Source organism: Clostridia bacterium (assembly GCA_036562685.1).
Taxonomy (GTDB): Bacteria; Bacillota; Clostridia; order Christensenellales; family DUVY01; genus DUVY01.
Genome location: DATCJR010000113.1, coordinates 1 through 25849 on the forward strand (window position 1 = coordinate 1; position 25849 = coordinate 25849).

Annotated in this window: 19 protein-coding genes and 1 pseudogene; 18 read left to right on the forward strand and 2 right to left on the reverse strand. The window is 34.6% G+C overall.

The window, feature by feature from the left end:
• Positions 1-43: 43 nt before the first annotated feature.
• From VIL26_05200 to VIL26_05255, 12 genes and pseudogenes are all read left to right on the forward strand, one after another.
• On the forward strand, positions 44-532 hold the full coding sequence (locus VIL26_05200) for a sialidase family protein (protein HEY8390329.1): 489 nt from the start codon (positions 44-46) through the stop codon (positions 530-532).
• Positions 520-1383 (forward strand): annotated as a pseudogene (rfbB, locus tag VIL26_05205) (dTDP-glucose 4,6-dehydratase). The gene VIL26_05200 and the pseudogene rfbB overlap by 13 nt, the downstream one beginning before the upstream one ends.
• 20 nt (positions 1384-1403) lie before the next feature.
• Complete coding sequence (gene rfbD, locus VIL26_05210; protein ID HEY8390330.1) at positions 1404-2282, forward strand: dTDP-4-dehydrorhamnose reductase; 879 nt, start codon at positions 1404-1406, stop codon at positions 2280-2282.
• 21 nt (positions 2283-2303) lie between these two features.
• On the forward strand, positions 2304-3422 hold the full coding sequence (gene glf / locus VIL26_05215) for a UDP-galactopyranose mutase (protein ID HEY8390331.1): 1119 nt from the start codon (positions 2304-2306) through the stop codon (positions 3420-3422).
• The gene (locus tag VIL26_05220) at positions 3423-3776 is read left to right on the forward strand and encodes an oligosaccharide flippase family protein (GenBank protein ID HEY8390332.1); all 354 of its coding nucleotides are present in this window, start codon (positions 3423-3425) and stop codon (positions 3774-3776) included.
• 26 nt (positions 3777-3802) lie between these two features.
• Positions 3803-4879 (forward strand): polysaccharide biosynthesis C-terminal domain-containing protein, encoded by a 1077-nt coding sequence (locus tag VIL26_05225; GenBank protein HEY8390333.1) that lies wholly within the window; start codon positions 3803-3805, stop codon positions 4877-4879.
• Positions 4880-4908: 29 nt separating this feature from the next.
• Positions 4909-5514, forward strand: coding sequence for a dTDP-4-dehydrorhamnose 3,5-epimerase (gene rfbC / locus VIL26_05230; protein HEY8390334.1), 606 nt, complete (start codon positions 4909-4911; stop codon positions 5512-5514).
• A 307-nt stretch (positions 5515-5821) separates the two neighbouring features.
• Positions 5822-7327 (forward strand): glycosyl hydrolase family 28 protein, encoded by a 1506-nt coding sequence (locus VIL26_05235; protein ID HEY8390335.1) that lies wholly within the window; start codon positions 5822-5824, stop codon positions 7325-7327.
• 125 nt (positions 7328-7452) lie between these two features.
• Positions 7453-10026: a discoidin domain-containing protein gene (locus tag VIL26_05240; GenBank protein ID HEY8390336.1), complete on the forward strand. Its 2574-nt coding sequence runs from the start codon at positions 7453-7455 to the stop codon at positions 10024-10026.
• A gap of 32 nt (positions 10027-10058) precedes the next feature.
• Positions 10059-12980, forward strand: a complete 2922-nt coding sequence (locus tag VIL26_05245) for a hypothetical protein (GenBank protein ID HEY8390337.1) — start codon at positions 10059-10061, stop codon at positions 12978-12980.
• Between the two features lie 137 nt (positions 12981-13117).
• Complete coding sequence (locus tag VIL26_05250; protein HEY8390338.1) at positions 13118-14365, forward strand: response regulator; 1248 nt, start codon at positions 13118-13120, stop codon at positions 14363-14365.
• Positions 14352-16067, forward strand: coding sequence for a sensor histidine kinase (locus tag VIL26_05255; protein ID HEY8390339.1), 1716 nt, complete (start codon positions 14352-14354; stop codon positions 16065-16067). The genes VIL26_05250 and VIL26_05255 overlap by 14 nt, the downstream gene beginning before the upstream one ends.
• Before the next feature lie 2 nt (positions 16068-16069).
• Here the strand turns inward: VIL26_05255 and VIL26_05260 are convergent, their stop codons facing one another.
• Positions 16070-17053, reverse strand: a complete 984-nt coding sequence (locus VIL26_05260; protein ID HEY8390340.1) for a hypothetical protein — start codon at positions 17051-17053, stop codon at positions 16070-16072.
• Positions 17054-17221: 168 nt separating this feature from the next.
• Between VIL26_05260 and VIL26_05265 the strand changes: the two genes are divergently transcribed.
• The 6 genes from VIL26_05265 to pgmB are packed head-to-tail and all read left to right on the forward strand — an operon-like array spanning position 17222 to position 25575.
• Positions 17222-18640, forward strand: coding sequence for an extracellular solute-binding protein (locus tag VIL26_05265; protein ID HEY8390341.1), 1419 nt, complete (start codon positions 17222-17224; stop codon positions 18638-18640).
• A 14-nt stretch (positions 18641-18654) separates the two neighbouring features.
• A complete protein-coding gene (locus VIL26_05270; protein HEY8390342.1) occupies positions 18655-19575 on the forward strand; it encodes a sugar ABC transporter permease in 921 nt (306 codons plus the stop codon).
• Positions 19572-20462, forward strand: a complete 891-nt coding sequence (locus tag VIL26_05275; protein ID HEY8390343.1) for a carbohydrate ABC transporter permease — start codon at positions 19572-19574, stop codon at positions 20460-20462. The genes VIL26_05270 and VIL26_05275 overlap by 4 nt, the downstream gene beginning before the upstream one ends.
• A gap of 23 nt (positions 20463-20485) precedes the next feature.
• Positions 20486-22726 carry a glycosyl hydrolase family 65 protein gene (locus VIL26_05280; GenBank protein ID HEY8390344.1) on the forward strand — a complete coding sequence of 747 codons (2241 nt, stop codon included), beginning with the start codon at positions 20486-20488 and terminating at the stop codon, positions 22724-22726.
• A gap of 2 nt (positions 22727-22728) precedes the next feature.
• A complete protein-coding gene (locus tag VIL26_05285) occupies positions 22729-24912 on the forward strand; it encodes a glycosyl hydrolase family 65 protein (GenBank protein ID HEY8390345.1) in 2184 nt (727 codons plus the stop codon).
• Between the two features lie 15 nt (positions 24913-24927).
• A complete protein-coding gene (gene pgmB / locus VIL26_05290) occupies positions 24928-25575 on the forward strand; it encodes a beta-phosphoglucomutase (GenBank protein HEY8390346.1) in 648 nt (215 codons plus the stop codon).
• A 94-nt stretch (positions 25576-25669) separates the two neighbouring features.
• On the opposite strand, the gene VIL26_05295 is transcribed toward pgmB, so the two are convergent.
• The coding region (locus tag VIL26_05295) for a hypothetical protein (GenBank protein HEY8390347.1) at positions 25670-25849 on the reverse strand (180 nt) is incomplete at its 5' end.

Consider the following 25849-nt stretch of genomic DNA (forward strand, 5'->3'; position numbering starts at 1 on the left):
GACTGTTCATAATGGCTATTTTGTTGATTGGAAATGTATTATGATGAAAAGCTATGACAGCGGTTACACATGGGTTAATGCTGGAGCTACACCGTATTTGGAAACTTACACCTTTGTAAGAGGTCAGATAACTTTAAAAAATGGTACCATTTTGATACCTTATCAAAGATATCCAGTAACACAAGAACAAAATGACTGGCTAAAAGCTCAAAATACTTATGTTTGGAAAGCTGGTCTAAAATATGTGCATTCTGGTGTATTGCTAAGCTATGACGGCGGAAAAACTTTTGAAAAAGGCGGGGAAGTTGACACATTAATAGAAGGCAAGTGGGTTTGGTCAGAGCCTACTATTATAGAGCTTTCAGATAATTCGCTAGTTATGTTGTTGAGAATGGATGGCGCGGGATGTTTGTACAGGAGCAATTCTTATGATGGTGGAAAGAGTTGGAGTGAACCTGAAAAGACAGATATTCCTAATCCAGGAAATAAAGTAAAACTTCTAAAATTTGATGATGGACCTTCCGGTTTGTAAAGGCAGATATCTGTGACCGTGAGACCGTGTACAAACTCTTTGAAGAAGAGCATCCCGATATCGTTGTCAATTTTGCCGCTGAGAGCCATGTGGACAGAAGCATTGAAAACCCAGGTATTTTTCTTGAAACAAATGTCATGGGAACAGCAGTATTGATGGATGCTTGCCGAAAATATGGAATAACCAGGTATCATCAGGTATCAACAGATGAAGTTTATGGCGATCTTCCCCTTGATCGTCCCGATTTATTTTTTACTGAAGAAACACCTATTCATACATCCAGTCCATACAGTGCTTCAAAAGCAGCGGCAGACCTTCTGGTTCTTGCATATTATCGGACTTATCAGTTGCCGGTATCTATCAGCAGATGCTCAAATAACTACGGACCTTATCATTTTCCTGAGAAGTTAATTCCGCTGATGATTGCCAATGCACTTAACGATAAACCCTTGCCTGTATATGGAGAGGGTATTAATGTCCGTGACTGGCTTTATGTAGAAGACCATTGTAAAGCAATAGATTTAATTATCCATAAGGGCAGAGTGGGTGAAGTATATAATATTGGCGGACATAATGAAATGCGTAATATTGACATTGTCAAGATGATCTGTGATGAGCTTGGAAAGCCATATTCTCTGATAAAATATGTTACTGACCGAAAGGGACACGATATGCGATATGCTATTGATCCGACTAAGATTCATAATGAATTAAAGTGGTTGCCGGAGACAATGTTTGTTGATGGCATTAAGAAAACTATTCAGTGGTATTTAAATAATCGTGAATGGTGGGAAACTATCATCAGCGGTGAATATCAGCACTATTATGAAAAAATGTATGGGAACAGATAGACAAAAGATAGGAGAATGTAATGAAAGTATTAGTTACAGGTGTTGCGGGTCAGCTTGGTTACGATGTGGTAAATGAACTTGAAAAGCGTGGACATACTGCTGTCGGTGTGGATGTGGCAGAAATGGATATTACAGACGCTAAGGCAGTAGAAGCAAAAATCACTGAAATTAATCCGGATGCTGTTATTCATTGCGCCGCGTGGACTGCTGTGGATATGGCTGAGGATGATGATAAAATTGAACAAGTTAAAGCTGTTAATATAGACGGCACACAGAACATTGCTAACGTCTGTAAAAAACTCAATTGCAAAATGGTATATGTTTCTACAGATTATGTGTTTAATGGACAAGGCACTGAACCGTGGAAGCCGGATTGTAAAGATTATAAACCACTTTCTGTTTACGGGCAGACAAAGCTTGAAGGCGAGTTGGCGGTAGCCAATACGCTTGAAAAATATTTTATTGTTCGCACAGCATGGGTTTTTGGTAATAACGGTAAGAATTTTATCAAGACTATGCTCAAGCTGGGCAAAACACATTCAACAGTTCGGGTTGTCAAAGATCAGATCGGTACTCCGACATATACAATTGATTTGGCACGTCTTCTGGTTGATATGATTGAAACTGAAAAATACGGTTATTATCATGCAACCAATGAAGGTGGATTTATATCTTGGTATGATTTTGCCGTGGAAATCTACAGGCAGGCCGAAATGGATGTAACTGTCATTCCTGTAACTACAGAAGAATACGGTTTATCAAAAGCCAAACGCCCGCTTAACAGCAGATTGGATAAGAGTAAATTGGCACAAAATGGGTTTAATTTGCTTCCCAATTGGCAAGATGCATTGAATAGATTTTTGAACGAACTAAAATCTGAAGATATTATTAATAATTAAAACAATATGGAGTGAAATTAATTGAAATACGATTATCTGATAGTAGGTGCCGGACTTTACGGTGCAGTATTTGCACAACAAGCAAAATCTGCCGGTAAGTCAGTTCTTGTAATTGATAAACGTCAGACTATTGGCGGTAATGCATATACTGAAAATGTCGAAGGTATTAATGTTCATAAATATGGGGCTCATATTTTTCATACCAATAACAAAAAAGTATGGAATTATGTTAATACCTTTTCAACTTTCAATCGGTTTACTAATTCGCCCGTGGCTAACTATAAAGGTGAGCTCTATTCACTTCCATTTAATATGTATACATTTAATAAAATGTGGGGAGTGGTGACTCCGGAAGAAGCAGCTGCTAAGATTGCAGAACAGAAAAAGGCTGCTGGAATTACCAGCCCTAAGAACCTTGAAGAACAGGCAATTTCTTTAGTCGGCATAGATATTTATGAGAAGTTGATAAAAAGTTATACTGAAAAGCAATGGGGAAGACCTTGTTCTGAATTGCCTGCTTTTATCATCAAACGTCTTCCGGTCAGATTTACTTTTGATAACAACTATTTCAATGCGCTTTATCAGGGAATCCCGATAGGCGGGTATACAAAAATGATAGCCAATATGCTTGATGGTATCGAAATTCGGTTAAATGAAGATTATCTTGAGAAAAAATCTGAGTATGATGCATTGGCTGAAAAAGTTGTATATACAGGTGCAATTGATACTTATTTCGGATATAGTCTTGGTGCACTTGAGTATCGTTCAGTACGTTTTGAAACAGAAATACTTTGTACGCCAAATTTCCAAGGTAATGCTGTTGTGAACTACACGGACAGGGAAACACCCTGGACTCGTATCATTGAACACAAATGGTTTGAGTTTGGCAAGGATATTAATGGTAATGATTTATCTAAGACGGTAATTAGCCGTGAATATAGTTCAGAATGGGAAATCGGAGATGAACCGTACTATCCGATTAACGATGAAAAGAATGGAAAACTGTATATTGAGTACAAAAAGCTGGCAGAAGGCGAGAAAAATATAATCTTCGGCGGCCGTCTTGGAGATTATAAATATTATGACATGGATCAGGTGATAGCAAATTCGCTTGAAAGAGCCGGAATGGAATTAAAATAAATGAATTCATTAGCAAAAAATTCAGTATATAATATATTTTATAAATTATTGAATATAGTTTTTCCGCTCTTAACTTCTGCATATGTAGCGCGTATTTTATTGCCTGACGGAGTCGGAAAAGTTGCGTATGCATTGAATATTGTTCAATATTTCTTACTTGTTGCTGCGTTAGGGCTGCCCAATTATGGGACACGTGAGATTGCCAGAGTAAGAGATGATCGTAATAAATTAAATTCATTATTTTCTGAATTATTTATTATTAATGCTATATCAACAACTATCTGTATATTAGCTTATTATTCTTTGATTTCTTATTTACCTGTTGCTAAGCAAATAAAACACTTTACATTTTAATAGGGCTTTGTATCTTATTAAATTATATTAATGTTGATTGGTTTTTTCAGGGAACCGAAGAGTATAAATATATTACTATAAGAAGTACAGTAATTAAAGTATTATCATTAATTGCTGTATTTTTATTTGTTAATGATGTAAATGACTATATCTTTTATGCCGGAATAAGTTGTGTTGCTATTGCAGGAAATAATATTTTAAATATTATTGGTCTGATTAAGAAAAAAATTAAAATCAGTTTTAAAAGGCTTAATATAACGTCACATCTTAAACCGGTTCTGATTTTACTTTGTACTACCTTATCTATTGAACTATATACTTTATTCGATACCACAATGATCGGAGCTCTCTGTGATGATGCTGCAGTTGGTTATTACACAAATTCAATGCGCATTGTAAAAACAGTTATTGCATTGATAGCAGCAGTCGGCGGAGTTCTGTTGCCAAGATTAAGCATGTATTACAGTAATGGGGAAATAGACAAATGTAAAGAAACAGTTAATAAAGTATTGAATTTAATGCTGTTTTTTATCATACCCGCCGGTGTTGGAATTGGATTTTGTGCATCTGAAATAATTATTTTAATGTACGGCAAAGCTTTTTCGCCGGCAATTCTGACCTTGCAAATAGGTTCTTTGTTAGTGTATGTACTGGGTTTGAGTAATTTATTCGGAACTCAGATTTTGTTAACATTCAAAGACGAAAAGAAATTGCTTATTGCAACAATTATAGGTGCTGTGTCCAATTTAGTTATGAATTATTTCTTTATAAAATTATTTGCTCAGAATGGTGCTGTCGTTGCTTCAATTATCAGTGAGTTACTTGTTACTTTGATAACATTATTTTATGCTTCAAAACATATAAAGATCAGCATTAGTAAAAAAGGATTGCTGTCCAGTGTTATATCAACAATAATCATGATAATATTTATTCTTATTTTAAAGATAATAATAAAGAATTTGTATGTATTATTGGCATTAGAAGTAATAATTGGTTTTTCTGTGTATTTTGTTATGGCATTAATAACCAAAAACCCTGCGCTGTATGAGGCGATAAATGCAATGAAACAAATTATAAAGCCCGATAGGGATAATTCGGTTTAAATATACAGATACAAGGAGTAAAAAACACAATGTCACAAATTAAAGTAACAAAGAACTTAAATGGTATTTCAGGACTTTGTCTTATTGAGCCGACAGTTCATGGTGATGCAAGAGGCTATTTTGTTGAAACATATAATCAAAGAGACATGCAAGAAAATGGTCTGAACATGGTATTTGTTCAGGATAATCAATCTTCTTCATCAAAAGGCGTATTACGCGGATTGCATTTTCAAAAACAATTCCCTCAGGGTAAACTCGTCAGGGTTATTCGCGGTTCTGTGTACGATGTAGCTGTAGATTTACGCCCTGATTCTGCTACATTCGGAAAGCATTTTGGTGTGGAACTTACTGAAGAAAATCATTTGCAGTTTTACATTCCTCAAGGATTTGCGCATGGATTTTTGGTTCTTTCTGATTTTGCAGAATTCTGTTATAAATGTACTGATTTTTATCATGCGGATGATGAAGGCGGTATTGCATGGAATGATCCTGAATTAAATATCAAATGGCCTAAACTTACGGGAGAGTATAGAGGAAATGCTGTTGCAGAAGGATACACTATAGATGGTGTTGCATTAAAACTTTCTGAAAAAGACCAGAAATGGCCGAATATTAAAGACTTATTTAATTTTTAATTACACCTTTAACATCTTTCATAATTAAATATCTTTTTAAAGCATGGTAAAATAAGGTTTTTCTGAAGCACAACATTTAAGAGGGGTTTTAACCCTCTTTTTTATTCTAAGATAAGTAGTTTATATAGATATTATCAGCAAAATTTTCTACCGTTTTGCATAATTTTCATATTTTGCTTTGATTTATTTTACATTATAATTATACTTGAATATGATAAGTTCAAACTATAAAAGATATTTATTTATAACTTTTTTTGTTTTCTTCTTTTTAGTTACTTGGGGATGTGAACAAGAGAACAACTTACCTTTGCCCCCAACTTTAAAATCCGAAATAATAACATATTCTGCACCAGAAGATGCCGGCTCTTATGCCGGAGCAAAGATTTTTGTTAACGGTCAAGAAATTTTTGTATATGAGATTATGGTTAATAAAAGTCATACCTGGAATGCTCAAGCTCCGAACAGGATGGGGGCAGGCTTTGCGTATTTTGATTTTGAAGGATATGCCGAAGTAAAAATAATATTTGAAAATCTGATAGAAAAGGCAGTTATAAGGCCTTTGGGTTATCAGGTCCAGAGCAATATCAAAGGCGACGAAATTAACTTTAAATTATATATTCAGGCAGATTATGTAATAGAGCCTGATGGTGATTCCCAAAAAGCAATTCATTTGTTTTGTAACAGGATAGAAAAAAACGCACCTCAGAAAGATGATCCCGATGTGATTTATTTTGATAAGGGTTTGCACACGTCTAAAAACAGTCCTTATATTAATTCAAATAATCAAATAATCTTGTCTGATAATACCACTGTTTATATTGCCGGCGGAGCGGTAGTGCAAGCGGGCTTTATAGCTAACGATAAAAAGAACATAAGTATTTTGGGCAGGGGTATAATAGACGGAAGTGTTTTTATAAGAGACGTATCCAATTATCAATGGAAATTACCTTTTGAATTTAATTATTGTAATAACATCAATTTAAAAGATGTAATAATTTCTGACCCGGCCGGATGGTGTATCCAATATTATTTTACCAAAGACAGTACGATTGACGGACTCAAAATGATTTCTTCCAGAAGCAACGGCGATGGCATAAGTCTGCAATCGTGTCAAAATATCTCAGTCAAAGATTGTTTTGTAAGAACCTGGGATGACTCACTTGTAGTAAAAAATTATCCTGATTTCAGAAACCGTGATATTCAGGGCACCACAAAAAATATTGCTTTTGAAAATTGCGTTTTATGGACTGACCTTGCCCAAAGTATGGAAATAGGTTATGAAACGGTAGGTGAAGTTATGGAAAACATAATATTTGAGAATATTACTGTCTTACATAACTTTCACAAGCCCGTTATGAGTATTCATAACGGTAATAATGCACATATAAAAAATGTCGTATATAAAAATATTACGGTCGAAGATGCAAGTATGGGACAAGGTGATGCAGGTAGCAATTGCCAGCTTATAGACATCAATATCAAGTACAATTCTATTTGGTCAGATCAGCATTCAATAACAAGCTTAGGAGAGATAGACGGTGTGGTTTTTGAAAACATTATTGTTATTGACGGCAACAGCTATATACCGATAAGCATTTTCGGAAGCATGGATACAAGAAAAAAATATAACAATTCAATACATATTGTTAAAAATATCACATTAAAAGATATTGCTATAATCAACACTCAGCTTACAATGTCATATAAGTATTTTTACACTAATCAATATACCCAGAATATTAATATTTTTCACAGCCAAACTGTACCAAGCGGAGCCAGTTATCCAACAACAAACTATCGATATTCTGGTTAGATAATAATAAAATCAAATTAAATCTTACACATATAAACATTAATACAACCCTTTTGCAGATTTTTAGGATTTAAAAACAATTAAATGCTATTTATAATTGAAATATAACAAAAATGGAGAATGATATGTTAAAACAAGCCGTTAAAATATTGATTTCATGCTTTTTATTAGTGTTTATCGTTAGTTCGGTTCTTATAGGGTGTAGAGACAAAAACAATCCAATAATTTCCGATGAAGATGACTATACACCGTCACGTACAGTAACCTCAACAAAAATTGTAACATATGACGGTCCTTCAATTATGGAAAGTTCTGGTATTGTAGATATAAAAGTTAATGATATTGATTTGTTTGTTTATGAAACATTGGTCAATCATAAAAGACTATTTACTTTTACGGCTCCTGAGACCAAAGCACCTGTAGCTATATTCGACTTTGAGGGCTCTGTAGATGTTAAAATTACTATAAAAAATCAGACAGAATTAACTTCTGCCGTGGTAAGACCGCTGGAATATAATATACAGCCCCAAATAAACGGCAATGTTATTTCTTTTACACTTCAATACAGCGGTAATTATGTGATTGAATATAACAGTGATTCTAAAACATCCATTCATTTGTTTGCCAATCCTTTGGAGACAGATACTCCGGATCCTGATAATATACCTGATGATATGTTGTATATCGGACCGGGTGTTTACAAGGCAAATGCAATTCCTGTAACCAATAATATGACGGTTTATATTGCCGGCGGTGCAATAGTTTACGGCTCAATCAGAGCAGACCATATTGAAAATCTGACAATTCGCGGCAGAGGGATTATTGACGGCTCAATTTTTCCCAGAACAACGGATTCAGAATATACTTTACCCATAGAAATCAGGAATTCAAAAAATATAACTATAGAAGGACTGACTTTTTTAAATCCGGCAGGCTGGGCAATAACATCATATTTTTGTGAAGATGTCAATATTAACAATATAAAGATAATAACAGCGCGCGGCAACGGTGACGGCATATCCATACAGTCGAGCAAAAAAGTAAATGTTAAGGGAGGCTTTGTTCGGACATGGGATGATTCTCTTGTGGTTAAGAACAGAGACAGAGGAGTAACATCCGACATTTTGTTTGACGGCATTACGGTCTGGACGGACCTTGCTCAAAGCATGGAAATCGGATATGAGACCAACGGAGAATATATAAAAAATGTTACCTTCAAAAATATTACAGTCTTACATAATTTTCATAAACCTGCTATGAGCATACATAACTGTGATGATGCTCTGATAAGCAATATTTTATTTCAAAACATAACAATAGAAGACGCCCAAATGGCTGGGGATAACACCAATCTTGAAGACGATGATTTTTTGATTGAAATGACGATTGCCTTTCACTCTGTCTGGACCAAAAGCGGCGGAAAAAGAGGGATAATAAAAGATATTATTTTTGACAATATTAAGGTTTTGAATGCTTTGCCTTCCTTAACAATTAATTTGTCCGGATATGACAAAACACACAATATTGATAATATAACATTTAACAATGTGCTGGTGGAATCAACGCCGATAAAAGATTCAAAATCTGCAAAACTTTCACAAAACCAATATGTAAGTTCAGTAAAATATGCTTATGATCAGAACAAAATCACAGGCGCAAAATTAAGACTGCCCTATATCCTGAAACTAAACGGTGATTTGCCGTTAATAACTCAAAAACAAAATATCATTCAGGACGGTTTTATTGTTCCAGAATTTGCTACAAGCAAGGCGCCTATACCTTATGTCGGACAACAGGTTTTAGGAGATTTTACAGTGTCTTCTACAAGAGGAGAAGGAACAACGATCAATGCTTCGTATGATGACGGTACCGGACAATACCATACTGCAGAAAACCCTGTTTCCAACGGCATTGACGGTGATAGAAACACAGTCTGGAAAAGCAGTGATTGGGAAGATAAAAAGAACAATCAATTTATAGCTTATACCGTTAATTTTGATTCTTCAAAATTTGTCGGAAACATAAGGTTATTCGGCGAGCCCGACAGCAATCTTTCAGTAACTCAGAAAATCAGTGTTTTTGCAAAACCTGCTAATAAAACATTTTTTGACAGATTGCTTTATTCAGCCGATTACGAATTTTCGCCTTCAAATAATAATTATACCGATATAAAAATCCCTGCAGGAAATTATGATGCAATTCAGTTAAGAATATTTATAACAAAGCAAAACGGATTTGCAGCAGTTCCATATTTTGCAGAAATAGAATTTTATCCGCCGAGCCTTACTTTTAACAAGGCGGTAAGTGCTGATTCTCATGAAGATGTATATAATCCTCAAAATATGGTTGACGGCAATAATCTGACATATTATGAGTCCTCAAAAGGTGTCTTCCCTGCTTCAATAACTATTGACATGGCGCAAAATTATAATATTAAGTACATTAATTTGCATTTACCTCCCTTGATGAGCTGGGAGCCGCGTACACAGAATATAGAAATTATGATAAGCACGGACGGGAAAAATTATACTTCATTATTGCCTGCCGCCGATTATTTGTTTGACCCCAAAACAGGTAATATGATTCAGATTGAGCTGGAAAATTCAGCTTTAGCCAGATACATAAAATTAGTTTATAATTCCAATTCATCTATAGGCGGATGGGGCGCACAATTATCTGAAATTTATGTTTTTGAATGATAGATCATTCTATAAGATAATAGGAGGAGAAAATGAAAATCAAGAAAAAGAAAAATGTTCTTTTGTCTTTAATATTGACAATGATAATGTCAATATCGGTTGTCAATGTAGGAGCAATCAATTTGTTTGCGGCTACAGCTGATGTCAGAGACGGTGATACATATGTCGGCAGAGTGTTTGATGAAGATTATGACATCATGGTCGATAACTTTGACAGAGAAACTGTTGCTGATGATGGAGTAACTTCAGATTTGCAAGTTACCGGCTATAACAGATTAGAAGTTGACTATACTTCTGAAAACGGCAATTCATATGATGAGTCAATTTATAAAAGCGGATCGGGTATTAATGCTCAAGGCAGTTATCGTTATCTGATTCTTGACATTACAGCAACAGGAGGAGCAGTACTCAGCGATCTTGTGATTACCTTTGCTTTTCAGGATACCTATTTTATAACCAAAAACGTTTCTGATCTTTTATCTGTTGAAGATGCAGGCTTTGAATTTGATGGAACAGATCAGTTGTTAAGAATTGATCTTAATGCTTTTGATGAAGAAAACGATTATATGGTTAATATTAATGATTCCAATGATAAATATATTTTTAACGGCAATTTTGAACGTTTTCATCTCATGAGTCATCAAACCAGCGGAAACGGCAGTCTGGAAATAAGAGAAATTTATTTCAGCAAAGACGGAACAAAAACCGAAAACAACTATGCAATGGTTGATGATTTTTCCAATCCCAATCTTGGTCAGCCTTATCCCGGAACATATTGGAGAGGCAGTATCGGTACAGTAATCAATCAGTATCTGATTGCTGATGACGGATCTTATAAAAAGACAATAACTCTGGAAAAAGATAATGTGGTATTCACAGCACGTGCAGTAGGAGAAGGAGCAGACATTTCTTTAAAAGATTCTGACGGTACTGAAGTTGCATGGGCAGACTTAAAAGGTCCTGATAATCAAAAACTGCCTGAAATAGGAGCAGAATTTACAGGATATGTCATTAACCTGGGTTTATCCGGATTGTCTGAAGAAACTGCCAGCATCGAAATTCTGGCGGCAAACGGAGATGCTGATAACTATATCTATATAGACAAAGTATTTTTAAGTGATATGGAAATAAAAGATTCTGCTGAAAATTATCCTGCTTTGGATACATCTGATATTCTGATGTGGGATACATTTAACAGAGAAAGAACAGGTGCCAACAGCGCGTATGTAGCTGATGACCCTTACGCATTAAGCGTTAATATGAGCTTTATAGTTTCATATAAAAATATCGAGAAATTGTCAATAAAAAACAATAAACTGGTTATTGATGCAACAACATTGGATTCTAACGATTATATTCATTATGGTGCGGCGGCAGTTTCCGAACATCGTAATGACGGATCGTACAAATATCTGGTCTTTAAGATGAAAGGAACAGACGGAGCAACATTAAATAACTTCAGATTTAATGTAATTGATCACAATGACTCAGCCAGTGATGTCAAGTATGCTTCTCAATTATTAAGCGATGTGGGTTATTCCTGGCCTGCTTTGGATTCAGAAGATTATCCATATACAGATGAAGACGGCTACAGATATTTTATTGCAGATCTTGCTCTTAGCGGCTTGCCCAATAAGGTAAACGGATTGAATATTTATTATTCAGGAGCAGGAAAATTGTATATTGATTCTATATTCTTTGCCAACAGAAAAATCAATATAGGTACAGATATAGATATAGCATACCAGCCTGAAGCTCCAAAAACCGAAGATGAAATCAGCGTTTCAGGATATAATTATTTCTATCTGGGCGGAGCAAATGTCAATCAAAGAAGATATCTTGCTTTGGAAATGAGATCAGACGGCGAGGCTGATTTTAGTACTGTAAGGCTTCAGGGTGAAAATACTGTATGGTTCAAAGACGGCGGATGGTATGGTCTTGACGGTCTGAAATTTTTAGATAACTTAACAGATCAATATCAGACTTTTTATATTGATTTGGAGATGAGCGGAATAGGACTGGGATATACTGATCTTCACGGTCATTTCGGAGAAGAAGGCAAGACGGGCAGTCTTTATATCAGAAAAGCTTATTATGTGGATATAAACCATATTGATCTTGATAATGCTGTAGTTGAAAATCCGGAAGAAAAAACAATAACATTTGACAACGGTTATGCTTACGGTTTTGGAATGGATGTTCCCACAGGGGCCAAACGTTATCTGTCAATGGAAATGAAAGGTGCAGAAGGTACAGATCTTAATACAATCAGGATTGAGTTTGCAGGTTCGGGCGAAGCATTATGGTTTAAAGATAATGTATTTAAAACTATAGGCGGTAAAAATCTGGATATAACCCTGACTACCGAATATAAGACTTTTGTTATTGACCTTGCTGCAAGCGGCGTTGATATGGCGTTTACTGCTATTCATTTCCATAGCGGAGATGCAGGCGAAAGCGGTACCGTTAATGTAAGGAATGTAAAGATATTTAATAATTATCAGCCGGATGATATGCTAACGATGCTTGATGAGGCAATAGATTCATCAGCCCCTACAGTATCCATCAATACCCAAAGCGATACTTATTATGTAGATGATGTTGTATCATTTACTGTAACCGCTCAGGATAATGTCTCACAAGCTCAAGCCATTTCAATAGAAGTAACTGTCGTTTTAACAAATGATGATTCAGTAGTTACTGTTACAGATAATTCCTTTATTCCGACCAAAGCAGGTGTTTATCTTATAACAGTAACAGCTCAGGATGAGGCGGGAAATATTTCAACAGCGACCAAACAGATAACGGTTGATGAAGCTGAAGAAAATCCCAAACTTGATAAGAAAAAAGGACTCAATGCAGGTCAGATTACAGGCATAGTAATAGGTTCAGTTGCACTTGCAGGAATCATTGCAGGATTGGCAATATATCTGATCAAAAGAAAAAAATCTTAAAACACGGAAGTAATTCATAATGATGCCAAAAGCCTTTATGTTGCATAAAGGCTTTTTGGTATTGTTTTTCAAGTGCTATTGAATTAACTGATTTCTATATGGTATACTAGAATCAAAGGGAAAAATGGGGTGAAAATATGCATAAAATGCTCATCATTGATGATGAATATCTTGTACGTACAGGTATAAGGGAAACTATCAATTGGGAGTTGTATGATATAGAAATTGTCGGAGAAGCTTGCGACGGTATACAGGGGATTCAACAAGCTATTTTACTCAAGCCCGATATTATTATTACAGACATAAAAATGCCTTTAAAAAACGGGCTTGATATGATAAAAGAAATTAATCAGACAGGATTGGATTGTGCTGCTATCATATTAAGCGGTTATAAAGATTTTGATTATGCCAAAACGGCATTGGAAAACGAAGTTTATTCCTATTTATTAAAACCCATTGATAACGATGAATTAATCAGAACGGTATTGGTTGCTTTGGAAAAGCTCAGAATTCGTCGTGAAAATGAAAAATACCGTATGGAATTGGAAGGCGAATTGCCTAACATCAGAAATAAAGTTATATTAGATATTTTATTGGGCAATTTTGATGATGAAGAAATTATTGAAGGCAAATTAAACCTATATAAATTTCCCTTAATCAAGCAAGGAAGCTGTATTTATTGTTCTTGCGATCAGAATGACAGCAATATTGTTCAGGATGTCAATGCTTTAAAAGAACTTAATAATTATATTATTAAAGAATTGCAGAAAGACAATTTAACATATATACATGAAATATTTAAGGGCTTTTCGGCTTTTATAATTAAACATGAAAAAAATAACGATATAGAAAAATACTTACAAATGGCGGTAAAGCTTTTTGAGAAAAAAAATAAAGAGATTGTTTCTATCGGTATAAGTGATTATTTTAATAGTGTTTTAGAAATTAAAGGGGCATTTCATACAGCAAAAAATGCAAGTCTGAAAAAGATATTTCCTGCAATTAATACCATTTCAAGAGCAAATCAAGACATTAAATACAATAAGATTATTCAGGACGCATTAAATTATATTGCCCAAAATTATTATAAAGATATTGTTATCCAGATGGTTGCGGATGAATTATATGTCAGTTCATCTAATATCATGCATATGTTTAAAGATGTTTTGGGTAAAACTTTTAACCAATGCCTTACTGATTATAGGATGATGGTTGCAAAAAAGCTATTAAGAGAAAATGACTATAAGATTTATGAAATAGCAGAAGCTGTGGGGTATAGTGACGTAAAATATTTCAGTCAGGTATTCAAAAAAAATTCTGGTTTTACACCAAGCCAATATATAATGCAAGAAAAGTTGATGGAGACGGATAATGCACAGGCTTAATAGCCTGAGAATCAAAATGACTTTGCTGTTTACGGCAGTATTGGCATTTTTTTGTGTTGTTATGCTTATTGTCGTTCAGTTAGCCGCTCAGCTTATTTTAAAAGACTATATCTATAACAATATTTACTCACTTCAGAATGAAATGGATAAAGGCGTCAAAATGATTTTTGATGATGTCAGTCATTTGTATTCAAGGCTTATTGGCGACAACACATTAGAAAGCCTATTAAAAGACGATTCACTGGATGAAAGCACTCGTCAGGAGCAATATCAATCCATAATAAACTCTTCGGGGTTAAATTATGATTTGTATGGCGATGTGGTTTTGTACGGCTTTGAAAGATTTTTAAGATTTTCAGGAAATGATGACCTGAATTTACCCGATAATTATTTTTTGGAATCGGTATTAAAATCGCAAAAACCGCTGCAATTAAAACAAGGCGGAGTTATAAGTGATGAAGAAAATGATTATATCCTGATAGGCATTGGAATGACATCTTACGGCACGACATATGGTGCTGCTGTATTTTATATAAAAGAGCAGTCTTTAAAATCTGTATTCAGTTCAGAGGGAGCTGAAGGATATTCATTTTGTATAAACAATCAAAAAACAATATTGTCTCATCCGCAAAGACAATATATCGGTTCAACAATTTTTGGTCAGGATGTTTTTGATTTTGAAAACTTGCCTAATTATAAAATTCAAAAAATAGATAATATCAATTCTATTATGGTAACCAACAATCTTAATCTCTCCAATCAATATTACAATCTATCATGGCATATAGTCAGTATTTTTGATTACGATGTTTTAACCAAAGATATAGAGTCTTTACAAACCATTATTATGGTTATGGGTATTGTTATAGCAATAATAGCCGGTGCGGTAGGGATACGATTATCGTATAGTCTTACAAGTCCTATTAATAATCTTAATAATGCTATAAAAGAATTTACCAAAAACGGTCAGAAGGGTTTGAGCAAAAAATCTCATGGGGATGAAATTGCTCAGCTTGAAAAAGCGTATGACGATATGATAATAAGACTGGTCGATTTGATGGAAACCAATAAGCGTGACATGGAAAAACAAAGGAAGCTGGAACTGGAGGCACTTCAATTACAGATAAATCCGCATTTTTTATATAATACACTGGATGCAATAGCCTGGATGGCAAAATTAGAAAAGCAGACTAATATTGAAAAGCTTGTAATGGCTCTTTCAAAATTTTTCAGAATCAGTCTTCACAAAGGAGACAAATATATTACAGTCAAAGAAGAGTTTGAGTTGATAAAAAACTTTATTGATATTGAGCTGGTAAGATTTCCGTCTAAATTTACTATTGAATATGATTTGAGTGAGGATGTTAAAGATTGTATAACGCTGAAATTATTGTTGCAGCCCATAGTTGAAAATGCAATCAAACACGGAATATCCCAATCAGATCATATGGGTAATATTATTTTGAGAGCATATTTGCATGACGGCGATATTGTGTATGAAGTAATTGATAATGGAAAAGGCTTTGATATACCTATTGATATTATGCAAACATTAAGAAGCCAGAATTCTGCCGGCGGATACGGTTTAAAAAACGTTGATGAAAGAATAAAATTGGAATACGGCAATAAATACGGTATTTCCATACAGTCTGAAAAAAATGCAGGAACTAAAGTTACCATCAGGATAGCCAGCCGAAAATAATTTTATAATTTGGAATTCTGCATCTTATTTACTAACCTCTCCAAAGGATTAGTAATCTTTTTAGCTGTATAACTGGCAATATAATATGAAGCAATGATCATTATAGCAGACAAAACCAATATGACCACAGCAATTACAATCATGTTATGGCGGTATTGGCTTAACGGTATAAGGGTTACCAATACGGTATAATCAGTATATACCGAATATGTTATGACAAGATATTTATTATCAAGAATATATTGTGTGTCGTTCTGGGAGTTTATTATTTTTTCATAAGGCACATTGTATGAATGATTAATATATTTTATATATTCATTATCGGATATTATATATGATTGTGCTTCAAAGATATCTCCTTCCTTATAATTGAAAAAGTTATCATATATTTTTTTTGGATTAATATCAACAAACAAATAACCGAGTAAAGAATCATCTTCATCAATGATTTTTTCAATATAACTGATAATTCCATATTCACTTTTGCCTTCTTCAGAATATTTGATATTATCATAGATTCCGAAAACAGGAGAAGTTCTTATAGAGATAAAGGATTTTTTCTCATCAGCAAAGAATTCAGCTATGTGTTGATTTTCATTCATAGCATCAAGACTCGGCAAATATCCTATATTACTGCTTTGATAAATATGTCCCTTGATATCGTATAAATACGAACACATTGCTCCAAAAGACGAATTGGTTACATTATTTAATATAGGGTTAATAATTGTACTTTCTTCGTCTTTTTTGAGTTCTTCTATTATTATGTTGTTATTGGTTATCATGCTGGCAGATTGTACGGAAGAGTTTATGTAAAATAAACTGCTGTTAATGCTTTGAGTTATATTCTGATGTGAAAACTGAACAAAGTTTTTATAGACATTTGTCCTGACTATAAAATAAGATGTAATCCCCAATACAGTAATAAAAACGGCAGTGGAACACATCATATATATTATTATTTTTTTTCTCAGTTTTTTAAACATAATCAGATATCTAATATTATAACAAATCTTTTTATCGTGTAAATATTAGTTTTTATTTTATGCAGTATAACCACCCTTTTTGCAGAATAACTGCGTTTTCAAAAATGCATTGATATTTTATAATTAAACTATAAAAATATGATTTAACCATGAGTTTTGGAGAAAAATATGGTAAAAAAAGTAATTATATTTATAATCTGTGTCATATTGGTTTTTCCGATAGGATTATTAAATGGCTGTAAAGATAACGGAAAAATAAAAATAAATCTGGGCATGTGGCCCTCTCAGGAATTGACCAATGATATAAAGATGTATCAGACATGGAAAGAACTTTTTGAAAAAGAATATCCTCAATATGAAATAGTTGTAGATACATATAAATACAACCCCGATACTTTTTTGCCTTTGGTAATGAGTCAAACTCAGCCTACCGTCTTTGAGACCTGGTTTACAGAGCCTCAGAAATTAATTGATTTGAAAACTGCGGTAAAAGATATAACAGAACCTCTGAAACAATTGGGATGGTATGACAAAATGGATCCGGAAATGCGCGAATCATTAAGCCGTGACGGAAAAATTTATGGAGTTCCCAGAGATGGTTACGGCTTGGGGTTATATATCAATAAAAGAATTTTTGCCGATGTGGGCATATTTTATGACTGGAATGATGACGGCGAAATTGATATTTATGATGAAGAAGGAAAGCCGTTGTATCCCACTACATTTGAAGAATTGACTCAGGCAGCCATAACAGTAACACAAGCTACCAACAATAGTACAAAAGGATTATTGATTTTATCAGCAAATCGTAACGGCGGCTGGCAATTTTCTAATATTGCATGGAATTTTGGAGCAAGTCTTCAGATTCAAAACAATCAGGATAAATGGATAGCCAATCTTAACAGTCCGGAAGCAATAGCAGCATTGCAATGGATAAAAGATTTGAAATGGGAACATAATGTTTTGTTGGAAGGTACGTCTTATACATATTCAGATTGGTATGAAAAGATAGGAACAGGCGCAGTTGCTATGTGTTTTGCCGGAAGTGATGCATTATCAACACCTATTACTATGTTTGATATGGATAAAGAAGATGTTGTTTTTGTACCTATGCCTGAAGGACCCGGGGGACAATATACTCTGTTCGGGGGAACTCCTTTTATGTTTTCATATTATGCCAGTGATGAACAAGTGCTGGGAGCATTAAGATTTTTAGAATATATGGGACGTTCGCCCGAAGTAAGTGAAATCGCTTTAGGAAGTTTGGAATTAGGGGCTTCTACAGCCATTAAAAATAATATGATAGTCGTAGACAGTATAAAACCGTGGATTAATGAAGATTATCGGACGGCAGCAAAGGAAATAGAGCAAAGACACTGCAATGTTAATATCGACTATTTTAAAGACTTTTTTAATAACGTAAATTCTACTAAGCGTTCTGAAGAGCCATATTATTGTCAGGAGATGTATGCTGAGCTTGATACATGTCTGCAAGAGGTTTTGAGAAGACAGACGGCAGACCCTTCAGCACTCCTTGCAACAGCTAACAGCAATTTTCAATCGCAATATATGAGCAAACTGGCTTAAGGTAAAGGCTTAAGATGATAAAACAAACCCAGAAGAAGTTAATACCTGTAATTAAGAGCAATTTAGGCGGATGGTTATTGATGCTGCCGGGACTGATATTGTTTTCTTTTTATCTGTGGTATCCGCTGTTAACAACAGCATTTAATTCATTTTTTGTAATTGAAGGTGTTAAGCGGGGAGCTTTTTCGGGGTTTAAAAATTATATAGAAGTATTTAAAACTCCCATATTCAAAGATGCATTTTTTAATACTTTGGAATATACTTTCTGGTCATTAATTATAGGCTTTCTGGTGCCTATAATTATGGCGCTTATTCTTTCCGAAGTTATACATTTTAAAGGCTTTTTCAGATTGAGTCTTTATTTTCCCAGTATAGTACCGGGAATAGCAGCAGTGCTGTTGTGGAAGTTTTTATACAACCCGTCAAGCGGCGGAGTCCTGAATTCTATCCTTGCTCTGTTTAATCTGAAGCCTTCCTTATGGCTTGATGATCCCAATATTGCCATACCTTTAGTTGTATTGACAATGACATGGAGGGGGGCAGGAGCTACAATGTTAATTTATCTGGCGGCTTTGCAAAGTCTTGATTCCGCTTACTACGAAGTCGCAAGACTTGACGGCGCCAATGCATTTAAAAGAATTATCCATATAACACTGCCGCATCTGTCATCTACTATAAAGATGTTGCTGGTTTTACAGATTATTTCTGTTTTTCAGGTGTTTTATGAGCCATGGGTTATGACTTCAAGCACCAACAAAAGCACAATATCTTTGATGTTACTTAATTATAATTTTTACTTTATAGAAATGAACGGACAAGGCAAATCTTCGGCATTAGCGGTAATGATAGCGGCATTTTTGGTTTTGTTTACTTTTATCTATAATAAACTGTCCAATAAAGACGGAAGAAAACCGATCAGGGAAAAAAGCAAATGAAAAAATTATTAAACAAAACGGAAGGAATATTTACCTTTTCCGATTATAAAAAAGTTAAAGGCAAAATTATTTATGCTGTATTAATGCTTTTTTTATGTATAAGTTTTCTTATAAGCGTGTTTCCGCCTGTCTGGCTTTTTGTATCCAGTTTTAAAGAAGCAGCCGAACTTTACAGCGTACCTTATCGCTTTTTCCCAAAAAACTTTGATATTAAGAAAATTCTGACTGTCTGGAATTATCTTAATTTTTCAAAGTATTTTATTAACTCGTTTATTGTGATAATCGGTGCGTGTATCAGTTCTGTTATATTTAACGGCTTGCTTGCCTATTCCGTTTCTATTATAAAACCCATTGGATACAGATTTATTAACGCACTTATTACTATGAGCCTGATGATTCCGGCTATTACCAGTATGGGAGTGCTTTTTTCAAATATTACAAAACTTAATCTCATCAACAACTATATTCCGCTGTGGCTGGCATTTGGTGCCAATGCCATGTATTTTTTAATGATGAAAAATTATTTTGATTCATTGCCAAAAGCTTTGATAGAAGCCGCAAAACTGGACGGATGTAATAAACTTCAGATTTTTTATCATATTATTTTGAGATTATCACTGCCTATTATAATGGTAGTTCTTATATTTACTGTTAACGGAGCATGGTCGGATTTCTTGCTTCCGTATCTTGTCCTGAGGCAAGACGATTTACGGACTGTTATGGTTAAGATTTTTGACCTTCAGAGCAACATGGGCGTCAGCGGGAACTTTGGTCCTGACGAACTTCTTATGGTGCTGTCTTTTTCAATTGTTCCGCCTGTAATTTTATTTGCATTTTTTCAAAAATACATTACTGCTGCTGCAGCTTCAGCTGGAATTAAAGAATAATAAAACAGGAGTTTTTTATTGATATGGCTAAGACCGCATGTCGTTATTTTAAGGGTGATGGATGGACTATAGAAGAAATAGGTTATGACGCCGAAAAAAACGCCGTATCTGAAAGCATTTTTTCGCTTTGCAATGAGTATACCGGCGTAAGAGGTATAATAGAAGAAGGCGTCAGTGCCAAAAGTCTTATCGGAACATATTTTAACGGTATATATGAATATGCCAAAGATATAACCCCTATTCATTATAAAGGTATTGTTCAGCGCACTCATTTTATGATTAACAGTGTTAATTATCTTTACACAGAGATATATGCAGACGGATTGAAACTGGACATAGCAAAATGTAACATCAGTGATTTTAAACGCAGTCTGAATCTTAAAAACGGAGAATTGATACGTTCTTTTATATGGAAAACTCATAAAGGAAATTTGGAAGTATCTTTCAGACGGTTTTTATCCATGATTGATTGCCGTTTTGGTTTTCAAAAGATACATATAAAATCGATAGATTTTGAAGGCGAAATACAAATTATATCAGGACTTGATTTTAATATTCTGCATTTTTCAAAAGAAAATTTCTGGCAGCATGAATCTTGCCGTATAGAAAAAGACCATGTATTTTTATGTGCCAGCACACCTACTACAAATCAAAGAATAATGTCTTCTTTTGGGCTGAAAGTTCAAAATAATTGTCTTGAAAATCAACGAACGGATATCAAAGAATCAAAGTTTGCGGCAAAAAAATTAATGTTTCAGTTAGAAAAAAATCAATATATCGATATAGAAAAAAACATCTGTAACATAGCCGAAAAACAAAAAACTTCTAAAGACTTGCTATCAGAAGCCCAGACCGCATTAAATAATTCCTGCGATTATATGCAATCTTTGAAAGACAATCAAAATCATTGGTCAGAGTTCTGGTCAAAATCGGATATAGAAATCAAAGGAGATCTTAATAATCAGCAAGGCATAAGATTTTGTCTTTTTAATCTTCATCAGACACTGCACGGTCTTGACCGTACTAACAATATAGGTGCAAAAGGACTTACAGGCGAAGCTTACAGCGGTCATACTTTTTGGGATACGGAAACATTTTGTCTGCCTTTTTATCTGTTTAATGATTTGGCGGCGGCAAAAAACCTTTTATTGTACCGTTATAAAACATTGCCTCAGGCTAAGTCAAGAGCAAAAGAGCTTGACTGTTTGGGGGCATGTTATCCCATTGCAACATTAAACGGATATGAAGCATGTACTTTGTGGCAACATGCAAGTCTGCAATTTCAACCTTCCACTGGCGTGGCATACGGCATAATGCATTATTTTAAAATCTCCAAAGATACCGAATTTTTATATAACCAAGGTATTGAAATGCTCTTAGAAATATCCAGATTTTTGATTACAAGAGGGCAATGGAATGCCGATGGCAGCAGATTTGGCTATTACGGCGTAATGGGACCTGATGAATTTCAGATGATGGTCAATCACAATTGTTATACCAATTTTATGGCAAAAAAGACTCTGGAATATACACTGCAAGTATTGGATGAAATTAATCAAAAAAATTATCAACGCTTTTTAAATCTTGAAGTAAGTGAGAATGAAATCAATACTTTTACTAAGTGTGCAGACAGTATGTATATTCCTTATGATAATGAATCAATGATTTTTGAACAGCATGCAGGATATTTTGATCTTCCGCATGTTGATGTCGATTCTATACCTATTGAGGATTTTCCTCTATATTATCATTGGTCATATGACAGAATCTATCGGAATGATATGATAAAACAGCCTGATGTTCTGATGTTTATGTTTTTATTTTATTCGGATTTTTCGCTGAAACAGCTGAAAGCCAACTATGATTTTTATAAGCCGCGAACAATACATGAGTCGTCTTTGTCGCCTTCGATTCATTCTATACTGGCGGCAGCATTGGATTATGAACAGGATGCTATTAAGTTTTTTGAGTTTGCCACCAGAATGGACCTTGATGATTTTAATCGAAATACTCTTGAAGGTTTGCATATGACCAGCATTGCTGCGGCATGGATGAATATTGTTTATGGTTACGGAGGGCTAAGAAGTGATTCTAATAAAATAACAATTTGCCCTAAAATACCTGAAATCTGGAGTCAATACAGTTTCAAAATAAATTTCAACAATAAAAATTACAAAATAACGGTAAACCATAACGAAGCATTTGTGGATGACGGCAATTCTGCTGTCAGAATACCTGTCGGCAAAACATACACGATTTATTAAATATGAATGAGCAATTTATTATTAAAAGCCAAGAATTTGATGCTGAAAATATTATCAATGACGGTAACAAATTTTTAATAGGCAACGGATATCTGGGATATCGCGGCACTCTTAACGAGTATAAAAAAGACTGTAAGCCTGCCTGCAATCTTCCTTTTTTGTATGACAGAAACGGTGATAAATGGCGTGAGCCCGTTAATGCTCCCAATGCTTTGTATTCATGCATAATTGCCGACGGCAAAGAACTCAATCCCTTAAATATAATGCCTTTACGGCATGATGTTGCCCTTGATATAAGTCATGGACAATATAGCCGCAGCAGTGTTTTTTATGTCAATGACACAACGGTATCTTTGGATGTGCAAAGATTTGCAAGTTTTGATGAACCTCATTTGCTGTGCGAAAAGATAATAATAAAATCAGATAATAACATAAAGATAGAATTTAAAGCCGGCATTGACCTGGATGTATGGGACATCAATGGCCCTCATTTTAAAACAGAAGAAAAAAAGATAGAAGATGATAAGGTCATTGTCTTTTGCAAGACATTAGAAAATAATTTGCCTTTAGCTGTGGTTTTATCTTTGGAAGTAAATCAATCTGACAACTTCACTTCTAAGATTACAGACATTGACAGCTATATTGGCAGAACCTTTTCTATAAGTTTAAACCCGCAAAAACCTTTTATTATTACAAAATATGCTGCTATTGTACATAGCGAAATTAATGCCGGACAAAAGGCATACGACATAAATGATAATGCAAAAAAACAAGGCTATCTGGCTTTGAGTGAAGCCAACAAAAAAGTCTGGAAGCAAAAATGGGCCGATTGTGATGTAGAGATTTTTGGCGACTGCCGAGCACAAAAGGCGCTGAGATACAGCATTTATCATTTGCTTATAATAGCACCTTATCAAATGGGACATTCGGTTTCAGCAAGGGGAATAAGCGGACAGACATATAAGGGAGCGGTTTTTTGGGACAGCGAAATATTTTTATTGCCGTTTTATACCAACACTGATTTAGATATTGCTAAGAGTTTAATTCGATACCGAATCAACACTTTGGACGGAGCAAGGAAAAAAGCGTTGGATTATGGGTATTTGGGTGCGTTTTATGCATGGGAAAGTCAGGAAGACGGCATTGACGCATGTTCTGATTATAATGTAACAGATGTTTTTACCAATAGACCGTTGCGGACTTACTTTAAAGACAAGCAGATTCATATCAGTGCAGACATTGCTTACGCGATATGGAATTACTATTTAAAGACGGGCGATGATTCTGTACTGATTTCTGGCGGTGCTGAAGTGATTTTTGAGTGTGCACGTTTTTATTATTCTTATGCATACTATAATCTTCGCCTTGATAGATTTGAACTTCTGGATGTAATAGGACCTGATGAATATCATGAAAGAGTTAATAATAACGCTTACACCAATTATATGGCAAAAAAGACATTAGAATATGCCATACAATGCAGAGAATTTTTATCTATGCATTATAAAAAATATTTAATAAATCTGGAAATGAAAATCAATCTCAAAAAAGACTGGCAGAATATAAAAAAAGTATACCAAAAACTATATGTACCCAAAGGTAATGGATTGATTGAACAGTTTGACGGATATTTTGGTTTGGAAGATGCATCTATTGAAAAACTCAAAACAAGACTGATCAAACCTAATGAATATTGGGGCGGAGCCCATGGAATAGCATCAGATACTCAAGTAATAAAACAGGCTGATGTAGTTGTCTTACTAAATTTATTGTCAGATGAATTTGATTATGATACAAAACTAAAAAATCTTGAGTTCTACGAGCCCAGAACAGAACATGGAAGTTCGTTGAGTATGTGCATGCACGCTTTGCTGTTTTGCGACTGCGATATGCCCGATAAAGCATATCCTTATTTTTTAAGAAGTGCAGAGATAGACATTAACGGCAATTCAAAACAATTTGCAGGCAATATTTACATAGGGGGAACACATCCTGCCGCCGCAGGCGGGGCATATATGAGTGTAGTATACGGTTTTTGCGGACTGAAAACAAATAAAGGAAAAATCAGTATCAGACCTATGCTCCCGAGTTCATGGGAAAGGGTGGCTTTTTGTCTGAAATTATGCGGCAAAAAGTACAAAATCATTGTTGAAAAAAATGATTATGTCATACAAGCAATAACTTAAAATACAGGAGAGAATATGTTAAAAGGCGTTATTTTTGATTTAGACGGGGTAATAGTCAGCACAGATAATTATCACTACCTTGCATGGAAGCGTATGGCTGATGAAGAAAATATCTATTTTGACCGTAAAATTAATGACAGATTAAGGGGCGTAAGCCGTATGCAAAGTCTTGAAATCCTGCTGGAAAGAAGCAAAAAAAATTATACACAGGCGCAAAAAGAAGATATGGCACAAAGAAAAAATACATATTACCAGGAATTAATAAAAAATCTGACGCCCAAAGATATATTAAAAGGTGCAAAAGAATTTGCTCAGGAATTAAAAGATTTTAATATTAAGATTGCCGTAGGTTCAAGCAGCAAAAACTGCAAAGACATCATTAATTATATTGGTTTGAACGGCTTTTTTGATGCGGTTGCAGACGGCACAATGATTAATAATTCTAAGCCCGATCCCGAAGTTTTTTTACTGGCGGCAAAGTTAATAAACATAGAGCCTGAGAATTGTCTTGTGGTTGAAGATGCTCATTCGGGTATTATTGCAGCTAAAAATGCAGGTATGTATGCTTTGGCTATAGGTGCTGCCCAGACTTGCGGTATTGCTGATATGAAATCAAAAGATTTGGGCAGTCTTGATGCAAGCATGGTAATATCCAAATTTTAATAATTGGTTTCAGCGCTTTAAGAAAACAACTTTCTAAACATCATAGTTTTTAAGTTCTTCAAATTCCGGCTTATTTTCTGTTTTTTCTCTGTAATTACTGGGGAGCATGGAGAATTCGTTTTTGAAGACCTGATGATAAAAATGAGGTATTTACAGTTGCACAAGGTACTTCATATTTCCTCGTAACAACAACTCTTGGCTCAGTATATTCGCCTTTTAAAGGGGTTGCAGTGCGTACTGATGTGGCAGAAGGTTTTGGCGGAATGACAGCTAC

Bases quoted from the DNA above. Each gene is read 5' to 3' on its own strand.
- VIL26_05200 (HEY8390329.1), top strand. From the start codon at position 44: ATGAAAAGCTATGACAGCGGTTACACATGGGTTAATGCTGGAGCTACA.
- rfbD (HEY8390330.1), top strand. From the start codon at position 1,404: ATGAAAGTATTAGTTACAGGTGTTGCGGGTCAGCTTGGTTACGATGTG.
- VIL26_05220 (HEY8390332.1), top strand. From the start codon at position 3,423: ATGAATTCATTAGCAAAAAATTCAGTATATAATATATTTTATAAATTA.
- rfbC (HEY8390334.1), top strand. From the start codon at position 4,909: ATGTCACAAATTAAAGTAACAAAGAACTTAAATGGTATTTCAGGACTT.
- VIL26_05240 (HEY8390336.1), top strand. From the start codon at position 7,453: ATGTTAAAACAAGCCGTTAAAATATTGATTTCATGCTTTTTATTAGTG.
- VIL26_05245 (HEY8390337.1), top strand. From the start codon at position 10,059: ATGAAAATCAAGAAAAAGAAAAATGTTCTTTTGTCTTTAATATTGACA.
- VIL26_05250 (HEY8390338.1), top strand. From the start codon at position 13,118: ATGCATAAAATGCTCATCATTGATGATGAATATCTTGTACGTACAGGT.
- VIL26_05255 (HEY8390339.1), top strand. From the start codon at position 14,352: ATGCACAGGCTTAATAGCCTGAGAATCAAAATGACTTTGCTGTTTACG.
- VIL26_05260 (HEY8390340.1), bottom strand. From the start codon at position 17,053: ATGTTTAAAAAACTGAGAAAAAAAATAATAATATATATGATGTGTTCC.
- VIL26_05265 (HEY8390341.1), top strand. From the start codon at position 17,222: ATGGTAAAAAAAGTAATTATATTTATAATCTGTGTCATATTGGTTTTT.
- VIL26_05270 (HEY8390342.1), top strand. From the start codon at position 18,655: ATGATAAAACAAACCCAGAAGAAGTTAATACCTGTAATTAAGAGCAAT.
- VIL26_05275 (HEY8390343.1), top strand. From the start codon at position 19,572: ATGAAAAAATTATTAAACAAAACGGAAGGAATATTTACCTTTTCCGAT.
- VIL26_05280 (HEY8390344.1), top strand. From the start codon at position 20,486: ATGGCTAAGACCGCATGTCGTTATTTTAAGGGTGATGGATGGACTATA.
- VIL26_05285 (HEY8390345.1), top strand. From the start codon at position 22,729: ATGAATGAGCAATTTATTATTAAAAGCCAAGAATTTGATGCTGAAAAT.
- pgmB (HEY8390346.1), top strand. From the start codon at position 24,928: ATGTTAAAAGGCGTTATTTTTGATTTAGACGGGGTAATAGTCAGCACA.